This window comes from Vescimonas sp. (genome assembly GCF_057856985.1).
This window is the reverse complement of record NZ_DBLZXX010000013.1, coordinates 14,413-36,180: the sequence shown is the minus strand read 5'-3', so window position 1 is coordinate 36,180 and position 21,768 is coordinate 14,413. Positions and strand designations below refer to the sequence as shown.

The 21,768-nt window shown below is 62.6% G+C and carries 19 protein-coding genes, 1 tRNA gene and 1 other annotated feature; of the genes, 9 read left to right on the top strand and 11 right to left on the bottom strand.

The window, feature by feature from the left end:
- Positions 1-74: 74 nt before the first annotated feature.
- From ACZM22_RS08450 to rpmG, 11 genes are all read right to left on the bottom strand, one after another.
- Positions 75-2,561, bottom strand: a complete 2,487-nt coding sequence (locus tag ACZM22_RS08450) for a helix-turn-helix transcriptional regulator (RefSeq protein WP_489543741.1) — start codon at positions 2,559-2,561, stop codon at positions 75-77.
- Between the two features lie 59 nt (positions 2,562-2,620).
- Complete coding sequence (locus ACZM22_RS08445) at positions 2,621-4,510, bottom strand: hypothetical protein (protein ID WP_489543740.1); 1,890 nt, start codon at positions 4,508-4,510, stop codon at positions 2,621-2,623.
- Between the two features lie 66 nt (positions 4,511-4,576).
- Positions 4,577-5,767, bottom strand: coding sequence for a hypothetical protein (locus ACZM22_RS08440; protein ID WP_489543739.1), 1,191 nt, complete (start codon positions 5,765-5,767; stop codon positions 4,577-4,579).
- 430 nt (positions 5,768-6,197) lie between these two features.
- Positions 6,198-6,926 (bottom strand): hypothetical protein, encoded by a 729-nt coding sequence (locus ACZM22_RS08435; protein ID WP_489543738.1) that lies wholly within the window; start codon positions 6,924-6,926, stop codon positions 6,198-6,200.
- 195 nt (positions 6,927-7,121) lie between these two features.
- Positions 7,122-7,493 carry a 50S ribosomal protein L7/L12 gene (gene rplL / locus ACZM22_RS08430; protein WP_482680696.1) on the bottom strand — a complete coding sequence of 124 codons (372 nt, stop codon included), beginning with the start codon at positions 7,491-7,493 and terminating at the stop codon, positions 7,122-7,124.
- Between the two features lie 75 nt (positions 7,494-7,568).
- A complete protein-coding gene (gene rplJ / locus ACZM22_RS08425; protein WP_483267983.1) occupies positions 7,569-8,078 on the bottom strand; it encodes a 50S ribosomal protein L10 in 510 nt (169 codons plus the stop codon).
- Positions 8,079-8,112: 34 nt separating this feature from the next.
- Positions 8,113-8,243 (bottom strand) — a sequence feature (ribosomal protein L10 leader region).
- A gap of 48 nt (positions 8,244-8,291) precedes the next feature.
- Entirely contained in the window at positions 8,292-8,984 is a 693-nt protein-coding gene (gene rplA / locus ACZM22_RS08420) for a 50S ribosomal protein L1 (protein ID WP_483267984.1), read from the bottom strand.
- A gap of 13 nt (positions 8,985-8,997) precedes the next feature.
- Positions 8,998-9,423 carry a 50S ribosomal protein L11 gene (gene rplK, locus ACZM22_RS08415; protein WP_022135572.1) on the bottom strand — a complete coding sequence of 142 codons (426 nt, stop codon included), beginning with the start codon at positions 9,421-9,423 and terminating at the stop codon, positions 8,998-9,000.
- 130 nt (positions 9,424-9,553) lie between these two features.
- Positions 9,554-10,081 (bottom strand): transcription termination/antitermination protein NusG, encoded by a 528-nt coding sequence (nusG, locus tag ACZM22_RS08410; protein WP_483267986.1) that lies wholly within the window; start codon positions 10,079-10,081, stop codon positions 9,554-9,556.
- Positions 10,082-10,091: 10 nt separating this feature from the next.
- Complete coding sequence (gene secE / locus ACZM22_RS08405; protein ID WP_483267987.1) at positions 10,092-10,304, bottom strand: preprotein translocase subunit SecE; 213 nt, start codon at positions 10,302-10,304, stop codon at positions 10,092-10,094.
- Between the two features lie 20 nt (positions 10,305-10,324).
- On the bottom strand, positions 10,325-10,474 hold the full coding sequence (rpmG, locus tag ACZM22_RS08400; RefSeq protein WP_022135575.1) for a 50S ribosomal protein L33: 150 nt from the start codon (positions 10,472-10,474) through the stop codon (positions 10,325-10,327).
- Positions 10,475-10,741: 267 nt separating this feature from the next.
- Here rpmG and ruvX point away from each other — a divergent pair, with 267 nt between their 5' ends.
- The 9 genes from ruvX to ACZM22_RS08355 all read left to right on the top strand — a co-directional run bounded on the left by ruvX (position 10,742) and on the right by ACZM22_RS08355 (position 21,554).
- Positions 10,742-11,167 carry a Holliday junction resolvase RuvX gene (gene ruvX, locus ACZM22_RS08395; RefSeq protein WP_489543737.1) on the top strand — a complete coding sequence of 142 codons (426 nt, stop codon included), beginning with the start codon at positions 10,742-10,744 and terminating at the stop codon, positions 11,165-11,167.
- On the top strand, positions 11,164-12,366 hold the full coding sequence (locus tag ACZM22_RS08390; RefSeq protein WP_489543736.1) for a BaiN/RdsA family NAD(P)/FAD-dependent oxidoreductase: 1,203 nt from the start codon (positions 11,164-11,166) through the stop codon (positions 12,364-12,366). Before ruvX ends, ACZM22_RS08390 begins: the two co-directional genes overlap by 4 nt.
- Before the next feature lie 169 nt (positions 12,367-12,535).
- Complete coding sequence (locus ACZM22_RS08385; RefSeq protein ID WP_489543735.1) at positions 12,536-15,292, top strand: DUF7601 domain-containing protein; 2,757 nt, start codon at positions 12,536-12,538, stop codon at positions 15,290-15,292.
- 72 nt (positions 15,293-15,364) lie between these two features.
- Positions 15,365-16,393, top strand: coding sequence for a DUF7601 domain-containing protein (locus ACZM22_RS08380; protein WP_483269130.1), 1,029 nt, complete (start codon positions 15,365-15,367; stop codon positions 16,391-16,393).
- A gap of 7 nt (positions 16,394-16,400) precedes the next feature.
- Complete coding sequence (locus ACZM22_RS08375) at positions 16,401-16,985, top strand: hypothetical protein (RefSeq protein ID WP_484425103.1); 585 nt, start codon at positions 16,401-16,403, stop codon at positions 16,983-16,985.
- A 134-nt stretch (positions 16,986-17,119) separates the two neighbouring features.
- Positions 17,120-18,373: a glycosyltransferase family 2 protein gene (locus ACZM22_RS08370; protein WP_483269132.1), complete on the top strand. Its 1,254-nt coding sequence runs from the start codon at positions 17,120-17,122 to the stop codon at positions 18,371-18,373.
- Positions 18,374-18,441: 68 nt separating this feature from the next.
- Positions 18,442-19,137, top strand: a complete 696-nt coding sequence (locus ACZM22_RS08365; RefSeq protein ID WP_484425104.1) for a response regulator transcription factor — start codon at positions 18,442-18,444, stop codon at positions 19,135-19,137.
- On the top strand, positions 19,134-21,086 hold the full coding sequence (locus ACZM22_RS08360) for a sensor histidine kinase (protein WP_489543734.1): 1,953 nt from the start codon (positions 19,134-19,136) through the stop codon (positions 21,084-21,086). Before ACZM22_RS08365 ends, ACZM22_RS08360 begins: the two co-directional genes overlap by 4 nt.
- 392 nt (positions 21,087-21,478) lie before the next feature.
- Positions 21,479-21,554 (top strand) — tRNA-Pro (locus ACZM22_RS08355).
- The last annotated feature ends 214 nt before the right edge of the window (positions 21,555-21,768 follow it).

The following is a 21,768-nucleotide window of genomic DNA, read 5'->3' as shown; positions in this document are numbered from 1 at the left end:
CTCCTCTCCACACATAAAAAAATCCACCGTACTTATTGTACGGTGGATCGCTTTTCTCCACTACTAACCAAAGGTTAGTGCTGTGTCATTTCCACAAGCCGCTTGCGCTTGGTGCGGGTATCGCCCTCGATGAACAGCTTGGCGTAGATGCGGTTGACGTACTGCTTCACGCTGCCCTCCGACAGATAGAGCTTCTCCGCGATCTCGCGGTTGCTGAGCCGCGCCGCGGCCAGCATGGCGATGTCCCGCTCCCGCGGCGTCAGCACGTGGAAGGCCATCGGCACCGCGCTGCGCTGCCGCACCGATGCGCACCGCGCCTCGTACCGCCGCCCCAGCTCGATCATATGCGGCACATCACCCCGCTGGGGCATGTCCGCCAGCAGCGGCGCCAGATAGCGGTAGTTCTCCACCACCGGCATCACCAGTCCGTCCGCCGCTGCATCCTGCAGCACCTGCTCCAGAAGGCCGCGGGCTTCCGCCCGCCGCCCCAGCATCTCACAGGCTCCCGCCGTCTGGAGCTGCACGTGCATGGCCACCAGCGCGTAGTGCATGGCGTCACACACCGCCAGCAGCTGCTGGCTGCGGCCGATGACCTCCGCATAAACCCCCTGGGCCAGGTACACCTGGTTCTCAATGAGCTCCATCATGGGCTTTCCCGGCGCCAGATACCGCACCGACGCCAGCCGGTGCTCCCGAAACACCTCCGGAATGCTCTCCGTCTCGCCGATCAGCGCGTGGTAGTAGGCATCTGTACTGTTCAGGATATTCAGCCACGCCGCGTTGTGCTGGCACAGCAGCTCCCTGCGCCGCTGGTCAAAGTCCTGCCGCGGCGTCTCGCCGGTACACAGACTCAGCCGCCACGCCAGATGGTCGCAGCACAGGGCCATGTTCTCCTGTCCGTTGTCCCGGATCTGGGCGTAGGCGCCGGCCAGTGCGATCCGGGCATCGTCCAGCTGGCCCCGCAGGAACGCGGCCTCGCCCCGCATGATGTGCTCCGCCCCCTGTCCGTGGCCGTTGGTAACACAGTAGTAGTGGGGCATGCACTCGTCCATCTCCGCCAGCTCGCAGTCCAGCCGACCCGCCTGCCGATGGAACATCATCAGCACCGACGGGGACCCGAAGGTCCAGCCGCCCTGCCGCCGGATACTCACCGCCGGACGGGACATCTGGGCGCTGGCGCTGCGGTGCAGGCGGCTCATACCCGCGATGTCGTTGTAGAGCAGGAAGCTCATGATGAGGTCGCACTCGCCCCGCAGGTTGCCCCGCTCCTCCCCGGACATATCGGGCCGCGCATCGATGGCTGCCAGCAGCTGCTCCTTCAGCCGCAGCATCTCGGGGATGCGCCGCCAGTTGAACATGCTGCGCATCAGCACCAGCATGGCCAGCGGGTGCCGCTCCAGTACCTCCGGCAGGCACCGGTCCAGCCAGGAGAGCACCTGCTCCGGCGGCAGCAATGCGAGCAGGATGCCCGCGTCCTTCTCCACCACCCGCAGCACGCCGTCAAAGTCCTCCGCCCCGCCGTAGGCCCGCAGGGCCTGGAGATACTGGCCGCGTTCCTCGTACCACTGGCCGTACCGGCGGCGGCAGCGCTGCTGCGATTCCGGCGGCAGCGTCCGGAAGGTCCGCTGGGCACACTCCTTCATCATGTGATGGAATCGGTAGGTCACGCCGTCCGGCAACCGCGTCACAAAGGCGTTTCGTGCCGTCAGGTCCGCGATCTGCGACGCCGCGTCCGCATATTCGGTGACGGCCTGCGCCATCTCCGCTGTGAACTCGTCCGCCAGCCCCAGCATGGCCAGAAACGCCTGACGCCGCAGGGACAGCGGCTGGATCATGGCGGCGGAGAACATGGTGTAGATATCGGAGCCGCCGTCCGGCAGTGTGCCACGCTCCGCCAGCGTCTGCAAGCTCAGATACGCGGCGGAGAACCAGCCCTCCGTGGTGTGCAGCAGCTGCTCCACCTGGTGGTCGGACAGCTCTGCGCCGCACCGGCGGGCGTAGGCCTCCAGTTCCTCCCGCTCCAGGCGCAGCTGCGCCGCGCCGATGCGCCAGACGTGCCGCCCCAGCCGCAGCACCTCCTGGGGCGGCAGAAACTCGTCCCGCCCCGCCACGATGAGGTGCGCGTTCTCCGGCAGCCGGCGGGCCAGCACGCACAGAAAGGCCGACGCCCGCGGGTCTGCCAGCAGGTGAAAATCATCGATAAAGAGATAGCACGGTCCCAGAAGTGCCAGCGTGCGGCACAGGTCGTCGATGAGCAGGCTAGCCGACGCCTCATCCTGCGGGCACTCGTAGTCCCGCAGCAGGTCTATCCCCGCGTGGGTAAAGGCAGCCTGCACGCTCTGCCAGAAGATGGGCAGACTGTCGGAGTAGACGCTGACGCGGAGCACCGCTGCCTGCTGCTGGCGAATGTGCTCCGCCAGATACCAGCTGACTGCCGTGGTCTTGCCGTAACCCATGGGCGCCACCACTGTGGTCAGTGCGCAGTGCTCAATGGGCCGCAGCTCCTCCCGCAGCCGCTGGGAGATGTAAATGGTATTGCCCTTCCAACGCTGTTTTGCCACAGCGTTTCCCCCTCTCTGTCCCGCCTTGCGGCGGGTATGTCTGATGTGCGCTGCGGCCCTCACGCCGCGTTGTCCAGCTGTGTCAACGGCCGCTCCCAGCGGGGCGTTCCCCAGCCGGTGGTGTCAAAGCCGCTGCGCACCGCCTCCACCATCAGCGTCAGCTTCTGCCGGATGGCGGGCTGCGCCGCCAGTTCCTCAGCAAAATCATCGGAGCCCATGATGTACTCCATGATGCGGGCGCGGTCCTCCCGTGCATTCATGGTGGAGTAGTTGTCCACGAAGTGGACATCCTGCCCGCCGCCGAAGAACAGCCAGTCGCCATCCGCCTCACTCATAGCCGTGTCGTAGTCCTCATAATAGGTGAAGCCCTTGGGGTTGCAGGCAGCCCATGCTTCGCTGTCGATGGCGTCCCACTGCCGGCTTGTCAGCCGGTCCTCCGTGGCATGCCAGATCTCGTGACACAGCAGTTCCTCCGGCGCACCGGCGTTCACCGTATAGGCGACGTAGTGCCACAGGGGACTTTCGAAGGACAGTCCGATGACGCTGTAATCCATGTGGAAATCCGCCACCGGCAGGAACTGTACGCCGCCCTCTCCCAGCTCTGTGCGGAACTGGGCGAAGAAGCCGTCCGGGTACAGAGCCAGCGTCCGGTCCAACGCCTCCAGTGCCTGATAGATAGCGCCCACCTCGTCGTCCAGACCCGCCTGGTCGGTGGTGACGATCTCTTCCCCCGACGCCTGGCAGGGCTGGGCACATTGGCTGGACAGCCGGATGCTGACGCTGTACTTTTCCTCCAGCCGGTCGGCGTAATGCCGCAGCTCCTGCATATTATCCGGCAGCTCACCGCCGGCCAGTTCGCCCCAGTACACCTGAGGGATGCTCTGGTCCACCGTCATGGGCGACGGTGTCTCCTCCGCGGCGCTGCACGTCTCGAATGTCAGCTTTGCAGGGTCCACCGCCGTCAGCACGTAGCTGCCGCTGCCCTGCCGGTACAGTACGTTCACCAGCACCTGCGCCTCCGGCAGCCAGCAGCTGTTCAGCTCCATGCCGCCATCCATGGCGCAGTGTCCCACTGTCTGGCCCAGTCGGTACAGCTCCTGACCGCCGCCATCGCCCCCGCTGCGGTAGGCGTACTGGGAGCCTTCGATCATCTCCAGCTCCATGGCCGTGTCGCCCAACTCCGTGGCCAGTCGGTACGTGCCGTCCTCTGCGGCGTACCGCAGGTCACAGCTCTCCTCTTCCTTGAAGGATCGCAGGCTGATGCCGTATTCCGTGAAGCTCATGCCCTGCACTGTGTCCTGAAGCATCAGGCACTTCCCGCTGTCCAGATCCACCAGCGCCATGCCGCACTCGCTGCTGTACGGTGACAGCATACACCACAGCTCCAGCACATTCTCCGTAGGGTGGTACTCCCCCGTAAATGCAAAGCGCAGGTTTTCCTCCAGCTTCACCAGCAGGGTATCGCCGGTGGCGGTGTCTTGCCGATACAGCGCCGTCCCGCTGAGGTAGTAATACGACGCGCCATCGTGACTCAATACGCCGCCGGGCTCCGCAGGCCGGAACTCTCCGGCGTCCTCCAGCTTCGCGTTCAGGAACCGGTACACCATTTGGGTGCTGTCGTCCCACTTGTAAAATGCCAGGCGGCCGTCCTGAAATGTTTCCTCCGCCATGGTCCAGGCGCCGTCCAGCCGGCGCTCTGCCTCCAGACGGTCCCGCTTCACGTCCACTATCTGCACGGTGGTCCTGTCGCTTTCGTAGTCTGTCCAGCACAATGCCGCGCCGTAGCCGCCGGTGCCGGTCATGGCGGGATAGCCCTGGATATCCACGCAGGACAGCTCCGTCACCGCCTGACGCAGCCCCGTCTGCTGCCCGCCGCAGCCGGTCAGCGCCCATATCATCAGCACCAGCGCCGCCGTCAGCAGCACCAGTCTGTTCCCGCTCCTCTTCATCGGCCGCTCCTTTCCCTGAAAAACAGGGCCTCTCCCCTCACGGGAGAGGCCCCAGCCGTTTGCACGTTATCCCGCCGCGCCCAGATCCAGCGTCAGCGGCTCCTCATAGGACGCCGCACCGGCGATGGACCCGATGGGCAGATAGACGTAGAGATTTCCCGCCGCGTCCGCGTAGGTCATCACATCCAGATTGATATTCTCGTCGGACAGCGTCCATGCCCGCCGCTCGGCCACCAGCTCATCCGTGTCGCCGCCAATACCGGCGTACTTCCCGTCAAACCTCTCGGCTGCCGCCTGACGCACCGCCGCAAGGAACGTCTCCGGCTCCACCTGCAGCGTCTCCAGCAGCTGCGCCGTGGTCATCTGCTCCCCCGTGGCCGTGTCGTACAGATACACGCTGTACGTGTTCATGTCGAAGTCCCAGCCGCAGGATACGATCAGCGACAGCACGTTGCCGCACTGATACGTCTCCCACGTGATGTACAGGCACGACAGGCTGACGCCGCCGGCCATGCTCTCCTGCGCCTCCCGCACGATGGTGCCGTAGGTCTCGTCGATGGTCCGGTTGATGGCTGCCGCGCCTTCCGTCTCCGCCAGCAGCTGGGGCACGCGGTAGGTGTAGCGCCCACTGTTGCCCACGCCGTCGGTGTAGTCAAAGGACTCGCTGTAAAGCTCCTTCACCTGCGGCGTCTGGTGTACTGCGCCTGGCGTGAAGTTGTAGATAGACCCCTTCTCCGTTATGGCATTCAGCATGCCGTCCGCCAGACTCAGGCACGGGACGTACAGCACCTCGCCGCTGTCCCCCGCCACCGTCACCGCCAGGTTGGCCATGATGTCGCTGACGTTGCCGCGCAGGCACACCGGCGCACCGTCGGCGCTCTCGTACAAGATGTCACCGTAGGGCGATGCATCGTTCAGCGGGTCATAGCTCTGCACCGTGACCTTGGCGCTGCTGTCCGCAGACACGATGCAGTACACCTCGTCGCCGTCCTGCTCCACCACCTGCTGCTCCGTCATGTCCGCCAGGAAGGGGAACGTCTGGGTCCAGCCGCTCTCACTCAGCCACGCCAGCACGTCATCGCCCTGCATATAGCCTAGGAATGCCACGCCGCACTGGCTGCCGCTGTTCGCGATCTCCTGCCGCAGCAGGGCCAGCGTGTCCGTCTCCGAGGTCTGATCCTTATTGTTTTCCGCGCCGCCGCAGCCCGCCAGTATCAGCAGGCACGCAGCCAGCAGCAGTGTCCATACTCGTTTCATAGGTTTCCTCTCTGCGGGCCCCGCCCGCGTCCGCAGCCCCGCGCCGTCGGCGCCGGGGGTTGTTGTGGTTGCTGTGTCTGTTCTGATTATATAAGAAGCCTATGCAAATTGCAATCCCTCATCGCGCCGGGGGGATGTTCCGCGCTCTTGGGCGCGGGGATATTTCGCTCTCCGGAGCGCCCCACTTTTGCCAACAGCGGCAAAAGCGGGTAAAAACGAACAATAGGCCAACGGGAACGCCGGCCCCTACGGGGCACAGGGATGTGCATCACGGGAAATGCGGGGTATGTATATCGGGCACGGTGAAAAGCGCAGCGGGCAGGTCGTTTGGTGTCATTTTGCCATTCGTATGTCCATTCGTATGTATAGTAACGCACAAGCCATAAAAAGAGAGGACCGGCCAGCCGGTCCTCTCTTTTTATATTGTTCTTCAGCCCTGGGAGCGGATGTAGCAATCATATTCGCCGCCCCAGTAGAGAATGTTTTCGTCCGCCACGGTGACATTGTACTCCACGTCATCCAGCATGGTGGAACGGGCAAACCAGCTGCCCTCCTCCTGGGAGGGGATAAGCTCGCCGTAGTCCATCATGGCGTCCATGCCGCCGGTGCAATCCAGCAGGGTCCAGACGCCGTCCGCAGTGATCTCCACGCGGCTGTCGCCGTCCACGTCGCCGTCCTGATACCAGTCGCCGGCCAATACAGAGACGTCTGCCGTGGGTTCGGGCTCCACGTCCTGGAAATCGTCAGGCGTGCCGGAACCGCCGTAAGTGAAGGTGCCGATCTCGGCCACGGTCAGCTCCGCGCCATCCAGCTCACAGCGGTAGGCTGTGCCGTTGTGGTCGTTGTAGGCGTAGACATAGCCGTACTCCTCCACATACTGGAGGTAGCCGCTGTACTCCCAGTTGGCACCGGCGTAGAGAAGCCAGCGGACCTCGCCGCTCTCCCCGGGCTCCACCTCAAAGCTGTCGTAGTCACCGGTGCCGTTGGACCAGATGCCCAGATAGTCGCCGTAGTCGAACTGAACAGTGTCGTCCTTGGCCATGTCCTGGATAGTGTCGGGGGCGCTGTCGTCAGCCCCGCTGCCGCCGCAGGCCGCCAACGTCAGGCAGAGGGCCGCCAGCAGGGCCGCCAGCACCGTGCGCCGCAAAAACTTGTTCATGCTCATTCCTCCTGATCGTTCCGTTTCCCGCGCCGCAGGCCGGACGCCGCGGCGCCGCGTTCCGATGGCACTTCGCGCCATCGTATGCCATTATATGGCAGGCAGTGCGGGATAACGATTAACCAAAGGTTAGGGATTCTGGGCAAAAAAAAGAAAGACGCATAGGCGTCTTTCTTTTTTGACTGTGTAAGAAACTTACTTCAGCTCGACCTTGCCGCCGGCCTCCTCGACCTGCTTCTTCATAGCCTCGGCATCGTCCTTGGACAGAGCCTCCTTCAGGGTGTGGGGCACGCCCTCGACGGCAGCCTTGGCCTCGGCCAGACCCAGGCCGGAGATCTCGCGGACGACCTTGATGACCTTGATCTTCTGAGCGGCATCGAAACCGGTCAGGACCACGTCGAACTCGGTCTTCTCCTCAGCGGCGGGAGCAGCAGCGCCGGCAGCGGGAGCAGCCATGGCGGCGGCGGAAACACCGAACTCCTCCTCCAGAGCATGCACCAGCTCGGACAGCTCCAGAACGGTCAAACCCTTGATCTCTTCGATCATAGCAGTAATCTTCTCAGACATTGTGATAGCCTCCTATTTGTGAGATTTTTGTAAAGTGTGTGCGGGCCTGCCGCCCGCGGGGGTCAGGGAGCCGATTTACTCGGCGGCAGCGCCGTCTTTCTCGGCGATCTGCTTCAGCACGCAAGCCAGGGCGGAAATGGGAGCCAGCATGGTACCCAGGACCTGAGCCTGCAGCACGGGCAGAGCGGGGATAGAAGCCAGAGCATTGACAGTTTCCATGGAAACGACCTTGCCGTCCATGAAGCCGCCCTTGATCTCGAACTTATCCTTCAGCTTCTTGGCGTAATCCGCGATCACGCGTGCGGGGGCGACGGGATCATCAGCGCAGATAGCCAGAGAAGTGGTACCGTTGAGCTGATCGTCCAGTTCGTTCAGACCGCAGTTGTTGAAAGCGAAACGCAGCAGGGTGTTCTTGATGACAGCGTATTCCACGTTGTTGTTGCGGCACTCAGCGCGCAGAGCGGTATCCTCTGCCACGGTGATGCCCTTGTAATCAACGATGACGCCGGCGGCTGCGTTCTGCAGCTTGTCGGTCAGCGCCGCCACGATCGCCTGCTTTTCAGACAGAACCTTTGCGTTGGGCATTCTTTGTTTTCACCTCCGTCAGAATTGTCGGTGCGTTCAAAAAAGGAAACCGTCCCCATGCCAAAGGACATGAGGACGGTGAAAAGCAATCATTACGATGTGCCATCCTCGGCAGGACTTACGGCTTTCGCCACCTGCTGTCTTTGGAACGCAACCAATATTATACCAATGGCATGACGGCTTGTCAAGCCAAAGATAACGGTTTTTTCAGCCTTACAGCTGCTTGTTGGCGTTCATCTTCACGCCGGGGCCCATGGTGGAAGCGGCCACGCAGGACTTGATATACTGGCCCTTGGCAGCGGCGGGCTTGGCCTTGATGATGGCGCCGATGAGAGCGGAATAGTTCTCAAACAGCTTCTCGGAGCCGAAGGACACCTTGCCGATGGGGCAGTGGATGATGTTGGTCTTGTCCAGACGATACTCGACCTTACCGGCCTTGGCTTCCTGAACGGCCTTGGCGGCGTCGGGAGTCACGGTGCCGGACTTGGGGGAGGGCATCAGGCCCTTGGGGCCCAGGACCTTACCCAGACGGCCGACAATACCCATCATGTCGGGAGTGGCGACGACAACATCGAAGTCGAACCAGTTCTCCTTCTGGATCTTCTCCACCAGATCCATCTCGCCCACGTAATCGGCGCCGGCGGCCTTGGCAGCCTCGGCCTTGTCGCCCTTGGCGAACACCAGAACGCGGACAGACTTACCGGTACCGTTGGGCAGCACGATGGCGCCGCGGACCTGCTGGTCGGCGTGACGGGAGTCAACGCCCAGCTTGACGTGGAGCTCGACAGTCTCATCGAACTTGGCGCTGGCGGTCTTGCAGATCAGCTCCAGACCCTCCTTGGGGTCATACAGCATCGCCTTGTCGATCTGCTTGGCGCTTTCCTGATATTTCTTACCTCTAAACATCGTTACACCCTCCTTACTCGCCAACGACAACGCCCATGGAGCGGGCGGTACCGGCGATCATGCTCATAGCGGCCTCCAGAGACGCGGCGTTCAGGTCGCGCATCTTCAGCTCGGCGATCTTCTGGATGGAGGCCTTGGAGATGGTAGCGACCTTTTCCTTGTTGGGAACGCCGGAACCGGACTCAATGTTGCACTCCTTCTTGATCAGGACCGCAGCGGGAGGGGTCTTGGTGATGAAGCTGAAAGAGCGGTCGGCATAGACGGTGATGACCACGGGGATGATCAGGCCCATGTCGTTCTTGGTGCGCTCGTTGAACTCCTTGGTAAACGCGGCAATATTGATGCCGTGCTGGCCCAGAGCGGGGCCGACGGGGGGTGCGGGAGTTGCTTTGCCCGCAGGGATCTGCAGTTTGACGTATCCAACTACTTTCTGTGCCATTTGTAGGCACCTCCTTCAATAAAATGTGGTAGCGGCCGGTCCATACCGGAACCGCTTTTGGCGAGATGACGCGCATCTCTCCCACTTGCGCCGGAGTCGTACTGCTCCGGCCTGTACGGCTGCGCCGTACTCAGTTGCTGCTGACCTCTACCTGATCCAGCTCCAGATCCACCGGCGTTTCGCGGCCGAACATGGAGACCACCACACGGACACGATTCTTGTCCGGTTCGATCTCCTCCACCGTGCCGGTAAAGCTGGCCAGAGGTCCTTCGGTGATGCGGACGGTATCGCCCACATGGTACAGCACCACGATCTCGCGCTTTTCCATGCCCAGAGCGGCCACCTCGTCCTCAGTCAGAGGGATCGCCTTGTTGGCTTCGCCCACAAAGCCCGTGACGCCGCGGATGTTGCGGATCAGGTGCCACGTGTCATCGGTCATGACCATCTTGATGAGAACATAGCCGGGGAACACCTTGCGCTGGATCTCCTTGGAAACGCCGGACTCGGTGATCTCGGTGACGGTTTCCATGGGGATCGCGATCTGAAGGACCATATCCTCCATGTTCCGGTTCACCACGGACTTCTCGATGGCGGCTTTCACCGCGTTCTCATAGCCGGAATAGGTATGGGCTACATACCACTTCGCGTTATCAGCCATTCCCGTTTCCTCAGGCGAACAGGCCGACCAGCGTGTTCACCGCCAGAACGCTGACTGCATCAAAGATCCAGATGCACGCGCCCACCAGCAGGGAGCACAGGATCACGGTGCCCGTGTTCTTCATGGTGGTCTTGCCGTCAGGCCATACGACCTTCTTCAGCTCGCTTCTCATTTCGCGGAACCACTTGCCGTGGTCCTTCTTGACCTTCTTCTCTTCAGCCATAGCTCACTATCTCCTTCCGGTTACTTCGTCTCAGTGTGGACGGTGTGCTTTCTGCAGAAGGGGCAATACTTGTTCAGCTCAAGCTTGTCAGGGGTATTCTTCTTGTTCTTCATCGTGTTGTAGTTTCTCTGCTTGCACTCATTGCATCTCAGGGTGATCTTCACGCGCATTAACGGCACCTCCTTATTAGATTAGGTCCGAGGACCCTTTGCCTCCCTGCCGGATGCCGGCTCCCTGCGCGCCCGAAGCGAAAAGCGCGCAAAAAGAAAGCACCCACTCACAGGTAATGCCAAGTATAGCACGGTTTTTGGCAGAGGTCAACTGATTTTTTGGAAAAAATACAGCTTTTTCGGGGGTTTTCCGACTTTTCCGGTTGCAGGCGGCGTTCTTTTTGTGTATGATAATGCCACTGAACGGAAAGCGCAGGTGCATTACCTATGAAAATCATGGCCATCGACTACGGCGACGCCCACACCGGCATCGCCATTTCGGACTATACCGAGACGCTGGCGGGGCACTCCGAGGTGCTCCACAGCCGGAAGCAGGAGGAGGTACTGGTGGGCATCCGGCGGCTCATCGCGGAGCACGACGTGAAGCTGCTGGTGCTGGGCTATCCCCGCAACATGGACGGCAGCGAGGGGCCCCGGGCGGAGAAGTGCGCCGCCTTCGGGGAGCTGCTGCGGCAGGAGACGGGGCTGGAGGTCATCCTCTGGGACGAGCGGCGCACCACCATCGACGCCCACAATATCCTGTTCCAGAACGGGCAGAATGCCAAAAAGCGGAAAAAGACCGTGGATGCGGTGGCGGCGGCGCTGATGCTGGAGGGTTATCTCACCCGCCGCAGGCTGGAGGCGCAGAAATGAGCCGGGATGTCATCATCATCGGCGGCGGCGCCAGCGGTATGATGGCGGCGCTGGCCGCCGCGGAAAACGGCTGCCGCGTCACGCTGCTGGAGCGGCAGAGCCGGGTGGGACGCAAGCTGCTGGCCACCGGCAACGGGCGGTGCAACCTGACGAACCACAACGTCTCCCCCGCCCGCTATCACGGCGGCGACGGATTCTGCGCCTACGCGCTGGACGCCTTCGACGTGGGGGCTACGCTGCAATTTTTCGCCTCGCTGGGGCTTCTGACGGTCGCCGAGGACAGCGGGCGCGTCTATCCCATGAGCAACATGGCGGGCAGCGTGCTGGATGTGCTGCGCTACGCACTGGAGCGTCCCGGCATTGAGGTCGTCACCGGTCAGGCGGTCTCCTCCGCGAAAAAGACGTCCGACGGCTTCACCGTGCGGACGGAAACGGACACATTCTCTGCCGAAAAGCTCATTCTGGCAGCCGGCGGCTGCGCCGGCAGCAAGGTAGGCGGCGTCATGGACGGCTATCAGCTGGCCAAGAGTCTGGGACACCACAGGACGCAGCTCTACCCCTCCCTCGTCCAGCTGAAGACCGACCCCACCTACCCCCGCGCGCTGAAGGGCATCAAGGCCGAGTGCGGCATTGCCATCCGGCGAGGCAATGCGTCGGTGGCAGAGAACCGCGGCGAGGTGCTGTTCACCGAGTACGGCGTCAGCGGCCCTGCCATCTTCGACCTCTCCCGCGCCGTGTCCACCGGCGGTGAGGGGCTGACCTGCGTGCTGAACTTCTTCCCCGACTGGGATCTCGAGGAAGTGCTGCACTGGCTGCACCTGCGGCGGCAGACCATGGCCGCCCATGAGGCGTCCACCCTGCTGGTGGGCTCCTGCCACACCCGGCTGGGGCAGATGCTCTGTAAGGCCGCCGGTTTCACCAATCAGCCGGCCGCCTCCCTTACTGACGATGACCTGCGCCGCATCGCCGCGCAGGCCACAGGCTTTACCCTGCCCATCACCGGCACCTGCGGCTTCGATCAGGCGCAGGTAACGGCGGGCGGCTTACAGACCGGCGAGTTCGACCCCCGGACCATGCAGAGCCGTCTGGTGCCGGGGCTGTACGCCTGTGGCGAGGTACTGGATGTGGACGGTGACTGCGGCGGTTTCAATTTGCAATGGGCGTGGTCCTCCGGCCGATTGGCCGGGCAGCTCCGATAAAAAAGAAAACGAACCGACCCCTATTTCCGGCGGCAGCCGCCGGAAATAGGGGTTTTTGTCGTTTCCGGCGGAAGGCCGCCTTCGCCAGATTCTGCGGAGGCCGGATGCTATAATCCTCCGCGAAAGGCAAGAGGCTTGCCGCACTGACGCAGGACAGGAGGACGGAGCGATGAACAGGTACGGAAGGACAGGACTGCGGGTACTGGGCGGCCTGCTGGCGCTGGTGCTGGCGGCCACGCTGCTGCCCGCCGCAGTATACGCCGCAGGCGGCGCGTATCAGGTGGACGAGGACAGCGTCTATATGAACATGGAGGACAGCCGCCCTGCGGCCTTGGCGGCGCAGGTATCCAGAGCCCCTGCGGACAACGTGACCATGCAGCTGTTCAACTACACGGGGGCCATCAACGGACAGGGACCGCTGGAGTTCTATCACAGCTGGGGCGCCTCGGTGGACGGAGACGCCAGCGGAAGCGGAGCGCGGCCCAGCATGTCCCCCACGCTGGAGGACAACAAGTGGCCCTACGTCACCGGCATCCCCGGCAGTAAAGCCAGCGGCAGTCTGGGCTATCTGTTCAGCGACAGCGCCGTCCCCGGCAAGACCGTCTATTCCGTGGGGCGCGGCGGCAGCACGGGGCTGTTCCAGCGGGACAGCGAGGGCTATCTCTACTATGATTCTCTGCGGAATGCCGCCAGCTATGACGCGGCCAGCGGGCGGTTCCAGCTGTATGACGGCATCGTGCGGCCCTGGTACACCGGCTATGTGGAGCCTGACGGCAAGACGGTATTCAACGACAGGACGATCGCCTTTAACGGAAACTTCCTGCCGTTCAACGACCTGACCGGCGCCACAGAGGCCCCCAGGGGCAGGAGTCCCGCCGCCTACCGCCTGCCGGACGGCAAGGTGGACCTGTGGTTCGGCATGTCCATGTCCTTTGACTTCTACATGCCCGCCGACGGAAAGATCAACGGCGAGGACATGATCTTCCAGTTTCTGGGGGACGACGACGTGTTCGTCTACATCGACGGCGTGCTGGTGCTGGACATTGGCGGCACCCACGGTGCCAACAGCGGCTCCATCAACTTTGCTACCGGTGATGTGACCCATCCCCGAGAGGGGGTGTCCGGTGCGGCGGAGGCCGATGACTACGTCACCACTACGCTGGCAAAAAAGTTCCAGACCGCCGGTATGACCGGCAGCTTTGACGGCAGCACCTTTGGGGACTACACCAAGCACACGCTGCAGTTCTTCTATCTGGAGCGGGGCGGCAATGTGTCCTACTGCTATCTGCGGTTCAACACGCCTACCCTGCCAAACAACTCCCTGACCGTGGCCAAGGAGCTGTCCGGCGGTGAGCAGGAGCTGAACCGCTATCTCGCCGGTGCCATGGACTATCGGTTCCGCGTGCTGCGGCCGGACGGCAGCCTGTACGTGCCGGAGGGCACGGCGTATCAGCTGTTGGAGAACAGCACCGCTGTGGGCAGCGGCGCCGTGGGGGCAGGCGGGTACTTCACCCTGAAGGCGGGGCAGATGGCCCAGTTCACCGACATGCTGACGCTGGGCGGCGGGAGCTATGACTATCTGGTGGAGGAGACCATGCCGGGCCGGCTGACGGGACAGTACCGGCAGGTGCAGTACACCGTGGGCAGCGGCACCGGCACCACCGTCAGCCCCACGGCGGAGGAGGATTTCACCGGCTTCCGCACCGATACCCTCACCGCCGCGGCCACCCAGCTGGTGACGTACCGCAACGTGGTGGATACCAGCGCTCTGGGCGAGCTGCGGGTGACGAAACAGGTGGCGGAGGGCTCCGACGCCGCGGCGGGGCGGGCCTTCGACATTGGCGTGGCTCTGGGCGGCGAGGCGGTGCCGGCAGGCACGCCCTACACGGTGAACGGCGAGGAGCGGACGGTGGAGACGGCGGGCATCGTGCCCCTGGCCCATGGAGAGACAGCGGTGTTCACCGGGCTGCTGGCGGGCACGGCCTACGCCGTGACGGAAACGCCGCCGGAGGGCTGGCGCGCCGCTTTTGCCGCCGCCGTCACGGCGGAGGGCGCCACCTCCCCCACAAGAGCCGACGGTGAGGTGCCGGTGGGCGGCAGCGTGGCCGTCACCGTCACCAACGCCACCTATGACTACGCCATCTCCCTGCCGCTGACCAAGACGCTGCTGGGCGCGGCGGCAGGCCAGCGCCAGACGTTCCGGTTCCTGCTGGAGGAGACGGACGCGGAGGGAAATGTGCTGCGGCAGGTCCACGAAACGGGCATCACCGTCACCGGTGAGGAAGCTGCCGATGGGCGGCTGGTCATCGGTCTGGCCGCCGGCGACACCGCGCCCCGCTACTACCGCATCCGCGAGGCGGAGGCCGACGGCTTCTGGTGCGGCGGCGAGATGTACCGTGTGGCGGTGCTGCCCAACGGTGTGGACGGCGCGGTGCGTATCACCGTCAACGGCAGCGTATGGGACGACAGTGCGCTGGCCTTTGTAAACCGCACTTCCCGGAGTCTGACCGTCCGCAAGACGGTGGAGGGCGAGATGGGCGACCGGTCGAAGGCATTCCCCTTTACGGCGGTGCTGACGGTGGACGGTCAGGCCGTTCCCTTCCCGGCCGGCGAGGGCTACACCGTGTCCGGCGGGCAGGCGGTCTTTGCCCTGCGCCACGGGGAGAGCCTGACCTTCACCGGACTGCCTTACGGCGGGGTCGTGACGGTGACGGAGACGGAGCATGCCGGTTACACCGTCACCAACAGCGGCCGCAGCGGCGACAGCGGTGCGGTGACGCTGGGGGACGGCGGGGAGCTGGTGTTCGTCAACACGAAGCGGGCCGTCCCCGATCTGGGCGTAGCCGGAGGCACCCTGCTGCCGGCAGGAGCGCTGGTATGCTGCGGCGGCGGGCTGCTGCTGTGGAGTCGGAAGCGCCGCGCCTGACCCTTTTTTGTGCTGCGCCGCATGTGCGGTTTTGATACAGCAGAACACATTATATTGCAAGGAGGACTACGTATGAAAAAATGCTTTGCCCTGCTCCTGACGCTGCTTCTGGCGTTGGGACTGACCGCCACAGCCTTTGCCGTGGAGGGAGAGACGCCCACGAGACCCAGCATCACAGTGGACGGCCAGACCTACGAGGACATCACCGAGGTACCCATCACCAAGCTCTATCAGCTGGTGAACGACGGGACCGTCAGTCCCGCCGAGACGTTCCGCTTCTCCATCGCGGCGGACAGCGTGACGGACTCCGCCATCACCGCTGCGGCGGATATGCCTGTCTTTACGCCCAGCACCTTTGACATCGCCTTCAGTGAGGGCGCCGCTACGGCGGCCGGTGCGTCCAGCAGCTTCGCGCTGCCCCTGCCGGAGTTCTCCAGCGTGGGCATCTATACCTATAAGATCACTGAGAGCGCGGGCAGCACCGCCGGTGTCACCTACAACGGTCAGGCGCTGTATCTGAAGATCACGGTGCTGCAGCCGGAGGGGGAGGGCAAGGTCCGCGTGGCCGCCGTCCATCTGGGCAGTGCGGATGGCAGCAAGCAGGATAACATCCTCAACACGTATTCCGCCGGTACGCTGAACGTAACCAAGACCGTTGCCGGTCTGCTGGGCGACCGTGACAAGGACTTCCGGTTCCATGTGACCCTGACCAGGCAGTCGGGCTATGACATGAACAGTACCATCGGCTTCTCCGTGGCCGGCGTGGACCAGAGCTTCACCCCGGCGTGGGATGACAACGGCCAGTGTACTGTGGACTTCACCCTGAAGCACGGGCAGACCGCCAGCCTGACCAACCTGCCCTACGGCATGAGCTACACCGTCACCGAGGATGACTACACCGGTGAGGGCTACACCACCGCCGTTACCGGCGACAGCGGCACCATCGAAGCTGCCGCCGCCACGGCGGAGTTCACCAACACCAAGGGCGGCAGCATCGACAACGGCGTGCTGCTGGACAGCGCTCCCTACGCGGTGCTGCTGACCATGGCGGCGGCAGGCGGCGCAGCGATGTTCCTGCGTCGGCGCAGCCAGAGGAGCTGACGGCGGTATGACGAGAAGGATACCGGCCGCAGCGGCGCTGCTGGCCCTGCTGACTGCGCTGTGCGTCGTCACCGCCATGGCCGCCGGCGCAGCGGTAGAGCTGCCGGTGCGCGTGACGGTCAGCGGCGATGCGCCTGACGTACCGGAGGTGTTCACCCTGACGCTGCGGGCGGCATCCGACGGCGCGCCCCTGCCGGAGGGGAGCCGTAACGGCGCGTATACCTGCGCCGTCTCCGGCGGCGGCAGCGCGGTGCTGACCATCCCCTGCACCCGGGAGGGGAGGCACGTATACACTCTGCGGCAGGAGGCGGGACAGCGCCACGGTGGGCAGTACGATGACCGTGTGTACTACATCGCCATCACGGTGACGCCGGAGGGCCGCACTGCGGCGGTGTACGGTGATGCCGACATGCAGGGCGGCAAGTACGACGTGCTGGAGTTCCGCAACCGTTATCGCGGTGGGCGCAGCCCCGGCGATGCGCCTACCGTCTCCCCCAAGACAGGGGACGGCGGGATGGCGGTGTACGCCGCGCTGGCGCTGGTCAGCGCGGCGGGCATGGCCGTCACCGCGGGGCAGAAGCGGGATTTCTGAGAACAGAGGCGGAGGCGTGAAAAGCGTCTCCGCCTCTGTTTCATCTTAATGGATTCTTAATCCGGCGGTTCCTTGTTTCTTAATGGCTTTTTCTCTACCATAGGAGACACAGAGAAAGAAAGGAAGTGTCTCTCATGGAAACTGCTCTGCGGACCGTGAACGCGCTGATCTCGGCGCTGTTTTTTATCTGCTATGCCTATCAATTCCTCTACATACCGCTGGTGCTGGCCAAAAAGCAGCGCCCTCTTCCCTGCCCTCCCTCGCCCCACCGCTATGCTGTGCTCATCGCGGCGCGGAACGAGGCCGCCGTCATTGGCGGTCTTCTGGACAGTCTGCGGCAGCAGACGTATGATCCCGCGCTGCTCACGGTGTTCGTGGTGGCGGACAACTGCACCGACGGCACCGCCGACATCGCACGACGCCGCGGCGCCGTGGTGTATGAGCGGTTCAACCACATCAACGTGGGCAAGGGCTACGCCCTGGACTTTCTGACTCAGCACATCAAGGCCGACTATCCCGACGGCTTCGACGGCTATTTCGTGTTCGACGCGGACAATGTGCTGTCGCCGGACTACATCGAGAGGATGAACGCCGTGTTCTCCGGCGGGTACGAGATCGTCACCAGCTACCGCAACAGCAAGAACTATGCCGACAACTGGATCAGCGCCGGCTACGCCCTGTGGTTCCTGCGGGAGAGCCGCTACCTCAATGGCGCACGCATGCGGCTGGGCACCAGCGCCGCCGTGGGTGGGACAGGCTTCCTGTTCTCCCAGCGTATTCTGGACAAAACCAACGGCTGGCAGTTCTACCTGCTGACGGAGGACATTGAGTTCTCTGTCCGTCACATCACTGACGGCGAGATCATCGCCATCTGCGAGGACGCGGTGCTCTACGACGAGCAGCCCACGGATTTCCGCCAGTCCTGCCGCCAGCGGCTGCGCTGGGCCAAGGGCTACATCCAGGTGTTCCAGAAGTACGGCGGCAAGCTGCTGAAGGGCGCAGCCCGGGGCAGTTGGAGCTGCTTCGATATGGCCATGGCCATCATGCCCGCCTTTGTGCTGACGTGCGTCAGCATCCTGGCCAATGTGACGCTGGCGGGCATCGGTCTGGCCGAGGGCGCAGGACTGTGGTTCGCCATGCGGTCCCTGCTGGAGTGCCTGGGCGGCATCTATCTGACGCTGCTGGCCATCGGTGCCGTCACCACTGCCACCGAGTGGGACCGCATCCAGGCTCCCGCCTGGCAGAAAGTGATGTATACATTCAGCTTCCCCCTGTTCATGTTCACCTACATCCCCATCTCCTTTGCGGCGCTGTTCATGAAGGTGGAGTGGAAGCCCATCCGCCACGGCGCGGCGGCACGCCTGCCGGCAAACTTAATGAAAAACTAAACTTCCCCTATTGTGCCGCGCCTCATTTTCCCGTATGATAAACGGAGTATGAAAAGGAGGCGCGGCACATGTATACCATTCTTGTCTGTGACGATGAGCAGGATATTGTTTCAGCACTGGAGATCTATCTGACGGCGGAGGGCTATCGCGTGCTGAAGGCCTACAACGGGAAAGAAGCGCTGGCTGTGGCTGCCCGGGAGGAGGTGCATCTCATCCTGATGGACATCATGATGCCGGTGATGGACGGGCTCACCGCCATGGCGCAGCTGCGCCAGACCAGCAACGTGCCGGTGATCCTGCTGACGGCCAAGAGTGAGGACACCGACAAGGTGCTGGGCCTCAACGTAGGGGCAGACGACTACATCACCAAGCCCTTCAACCCCGTGGAGCTGCTGGCCCGTGTGCGGTCCCAGCTGCGGCGCTATCTCCAGCTGGGCGGCGGCACGGTGCAGCCCAGCACGCTGGTCATCGGCGGTATCCGGCTGGACGACAACGCCAAGGCCGTGACCGTGGACGGTGAAAACGCCGCACTGACCCCCAAGGAGTACGACATTCTGCGCTTTCTCATGAAGAACGCGGGCACCGTGTTCTCCCCCAGCGAGATTTACCGCCGTGTGTGGGACGACGTGCCCCTCAACGCCGCCGGCGCCATCGCCGTCCACATCCGGCACCTGCGGGAGAAGATCGAGATCAACCCCTCAGAGCCGCGGTACATCAAGGTAGTCTGGGGAAAAGGCTATAAAATGGAGGGCGGTATCAAGTGAGAAAATGGCTGGACAAGGCCTGGGCCAAGGCCGCTGCCTTCGTGCTGACGCTGGTGCTGGGCGGTCTGACCGTGCTGGGCGGCATCGGCATTGGTATACTGGTCAGCTACAACGTCTTTCTGGACGACGGCGCATACCTGCGGCAGACCCTGTATCAGGAGCAGTGCTATGACAGTCTCAGCATGGCCAACGACTATCTCTGCGCCCAGCTGGACAGCGTAGGGCTGCTGGACAAGTCGTACTACTTCGTCAACACGGACGCGGCCGACTCCGCCGAATATAACCCGGAAGCCGCCCAGCAGCTTTTGTCGGAGCTGCCCCGGCTGTTTGCCGATGCATTCTCCCGGGAGCTCTCCTCCTGCCAGCTTGTCGTATCCGACCCGGACACTGGCGAGACATATCTGGCCAACTTTGATCTGACGGAGAGCGACAAGCTGCTGTATGACACGCAGGAGCTGTATGTCTACCACCTGTCGGAAAGCACGGGTCTTACCTCCATTCAGGTCGCCATCACTGCTACCCTGCTGGAGAAAAGCGGTCAAGCCCCCAGCTACTCCTATCTGGTCTGCTCATGGCTGCTGACGCATACCGGTCTGACCATTTTTCTCACGGTGCTGTGCGGCCTGCTGACGCTGTTCTGCTTCGGCTTCTCCATGGCTTCCGCCGGGCACTGGCATGGCCGCGAGGATATCCACCTGACGTGGCTGGACAAGATCCCCGCCGACGTGTTCGCGCTGGCGCTGCTAAGCGCCTTCTTCATCGGATGGGACGCCTTCTATTCAGAATGGGGGCGGGTTCTTTTCTGTGCAGCGCTGATACCGGTCATGCTGCTGTTCCTGTGCGTCTTTGCCGCCCAGTGTAAGGCCGGCACCGTCATCCGCGGCTCCCTGACCGCCCGGGTGCTGCGGCTGCTGTGGCGCATCCTGCGAGGCGTGACTCTGTGGCTGTGGCGCATCGTTACCGGCATCCCGCTGGTGTGGAAAACGGCGCTGGTGGGGCTGGGTCTGGCGCTGCTGGAGATCGGACTGTATCAGATGAATTACTACGGAGAGTATTTTCTGGTGCTGAAGCTCGTGGAGCTGCTGGCGGTGCTGGCCATCGCCCTGAACCTGCGGACGCTGGAGAAAAACGGCAAGCAGCTGTCGGAGGGCGACCTGTCCACGCCGGTGGACACCAAGCGGCTGTTCGGCGCCTTCCGGCGGTACGGGCAGGCCATGAACCGGCTGCAAAGCGGCATGGAGAGCGCCGTGCAGGAGCAGATGCGCGCCGAGCGGATGAAAACGGAGCTGATCACCAACGTGTCTCACGACATCAAGACGCCGCTGACCTCCATTGTCAACTACGTGGATCTGCTGAAGAAAGAGGACATCCCCTCCCCCGCCGCCCAGGAGTACATTGCGGTGCTGGACCGGCAGAGCAAGCGGCTGAAGAAGCTGACGGAGGATCTGGTGGAGGCGTCCAAGGCGTCCTCCGGCGCGCTGCCGGTGGACGTGCAGCCCATAGATGTAAGTGTGCTGTTCAGCCAGATCGCCGGCGAGTATCAGGATCGGCTGGCGGACTGCCATCTGACGCTGGTGACCCAGCCGCCGGAGGGGCAGCCCGTGGTGGCCGCCGACAGCAAGCTGCTCAGCCGGGTCATGGACAATCTGGTATCCAACATCTGCAAATACGCCATGCCGGAGACCCGCGTCTACGTGTCCGGCGTGGTGTCCGACGGGCAGATGACCCTGAGCTTCAAGAATGTGTCACAGGCAGAGTTGAACATCTCCCCCGACGAGCTGATGGAGCGCTTTGTGCGAGGAGATACCTCTCGCCACACGGAGGGCAGCGGGCTGGGGCTGTCCATCGTGCGAAGCCTTGTGCAGCTGATGGGCGGCACGTTCCGGCTGTCCATCGACGCAGATCTGTTCCGAGCAGATGTAACGCTGCCGCTGGTCCAGCAGGACTGACAGCGAGAGAACGATACAAAAAAGCAGCAGAAAGCGGGCAGAAAATCGCCCGCTTCCTGTTGCTTTTTTCCGCGCGGCATGGTAGGATGGGAGAAATGTAAAATGACCACAGACAGAAAAAACTTTATTTTTACCCCTCGCCGTGGTATCATGGCAGAAATTGAATATCCGGGTGTGGCTCAACTGGTAGGGCGCGACATTTGGGAGTGCCGTGGCGGTATCCGGGATAGGGTGAGGCGAAACGCCGCAAAGCCTTGTGACACCTGCATTTGCGCGATTTCCACCGATTGCCGAAAATAGCATAAAAGCGGCTTTGACCACAGGAATGACCACAGACAGAAAAAACTTTATTTTTACCCCTCGCCGTGGTATCATGGCAGAAAAGTGAATATCCGGGTGTAGCTCAACTGGTAGGGCGCGACATTTGGGATGTCGAGGTTGGGTGTTCAAGTCACCTCACTCGGACCAAAATCCCTCTGAATTCATTGATTTCAGAGGGGTTTTCTTATTCTTTGTCTATTGCGGCGCAGAATTTGAGTTTGTCATTCTTAACATATCTTTTCGACAGTTCTTGTGCAAAGTGTGAAACGATTATACAAGTTATCAGATTGTCCTCTATTTTTAGCTGTATGCGAACTCCGTCAAGTCGACTGAGTAACTTTACTTTTCGCACAGAAAGTGC

Excerpts from the sequence above, each read along its gene's own strand:
- rplJ (WP_483267983.1), bottom strand. The coding sequence starts at position 8,078 with ATGCCCAACGCAAAGGTTCTGTCTGAAAAGCAGGCGATCGTGGCGGCG.
- ACZM22_RS08370 (WP_483269132.1), top strand. The coding sequence starts at position 17,120 with ATGGAAACTGCTCTGCGGACCGTGAACGCGCTGATCTCGGCGCTGTTT.
- ACZM22_RS08445 (WP_489543740.1), bottom strand. The coding sequence starts at position 4,510 with ATGAAGAGGAGCGGGAACAGACTGGTGCTGCTGACGGCGGCGCTGGTG.
- ACZM22_RS08365 (WP_484425104.1), top strand. The coding sequence starts at position 18,442 with ATGTATACCATTCTTGTCTGTGACGATGAGCAGGATATTGTTTCAGCA.
- nusG (WP_483267986.1), bottom strand. The coding sequence starts at position 10,081 with ATGGCTGATAACGCGAAGTGGTATGTAGCCCATACCTATTCCGGCTAT.
- rplK (WP_022135572.1), bottom strand. The coding sequence starts at position 9,423 with ATGGCACAGAAAGTAGTTGGATACGTCAAACTGCAGATCCCTGCGGGC.
- ACZM22_RS08385 (WP_489543735.1), top strand. The coding sequence starts at position 12,536 with ATGAACAGGTACGGAAGGACAGGACTGCGGGTACTGGGCGGCCTGCTG.
- secE (WP_483267987.1), bottom strand. The coding sequence starts at position 10,304 with ATGGCTGAAGAGAAGAAGGTCAAGAAGGACCACGGCAAGTGGTTCCGC.
- rpmG (WP_022135575.1), bottom strand. The coding sequence starts at position 10,474 with ATGCGCGTGAAGATCACCCTGAGATGCAATGAGTGCAAGCAGAGAAAC.
- rplL (WP_482680696.1), bottom strand. The coding sequence starts at position 7,493 with ATGTCTGAGAAGATTACTGCTATGATCGAAGAGATCAAGGGTTTGACC.
- ACZM22_RS08380 (WP_483269130.1), top strand. The coding sequence starts at position 15,365 with ATGAAAAAATGCTTTGCCCTGCTCCTGACGCTGCTTCTGGCGTTGGGA.
- ruvX (WP_489543737.1), top strand. The coding sequence starts at position 10,742 with ATGAAAATCATGGCCATCGACTACGGCGACGCCCACACCGGCATCGCC.
- ACZM22_RS08440 (WP_489543739.1), bottom strand. The coding sequence starts at position 5,767 with ATGAAACGAGTATGGACACTGCTGCTGGCTGCGTGCCTGCTGATACTG.
- ACZM22_RS08390 (WP_489543736.1), top strand. The coding sequence starts at position 11,164 with ATGAGCCGGGATGTCATCATCATCGGCGGCGGCGCCAGCGGTATGATG.
- rplA (WP_483267984.1), bottom strand. The coding sequence starts at position 8,984 with ATGTTTAGAGGTAAGAAATATCAGGAAAGCGCCAAGCAGATCGACAAG.
- ACZM22_RS08435 (WP_489543738.1), bottom strand. The coding sequence starts at position 6,926 with ATGAACAAGTTTTTGCGGCGCACGGTGCTGGCGGCCCTGCTGGCGGCC.
- ACZM22_RS08375 (WP_484425103.1), top strand. The coding sequence starts at position 16,401 with ATGACGAGAAGGATACCGGCCGCAGCGGCGCTGCTGGCCCTGCTGACT.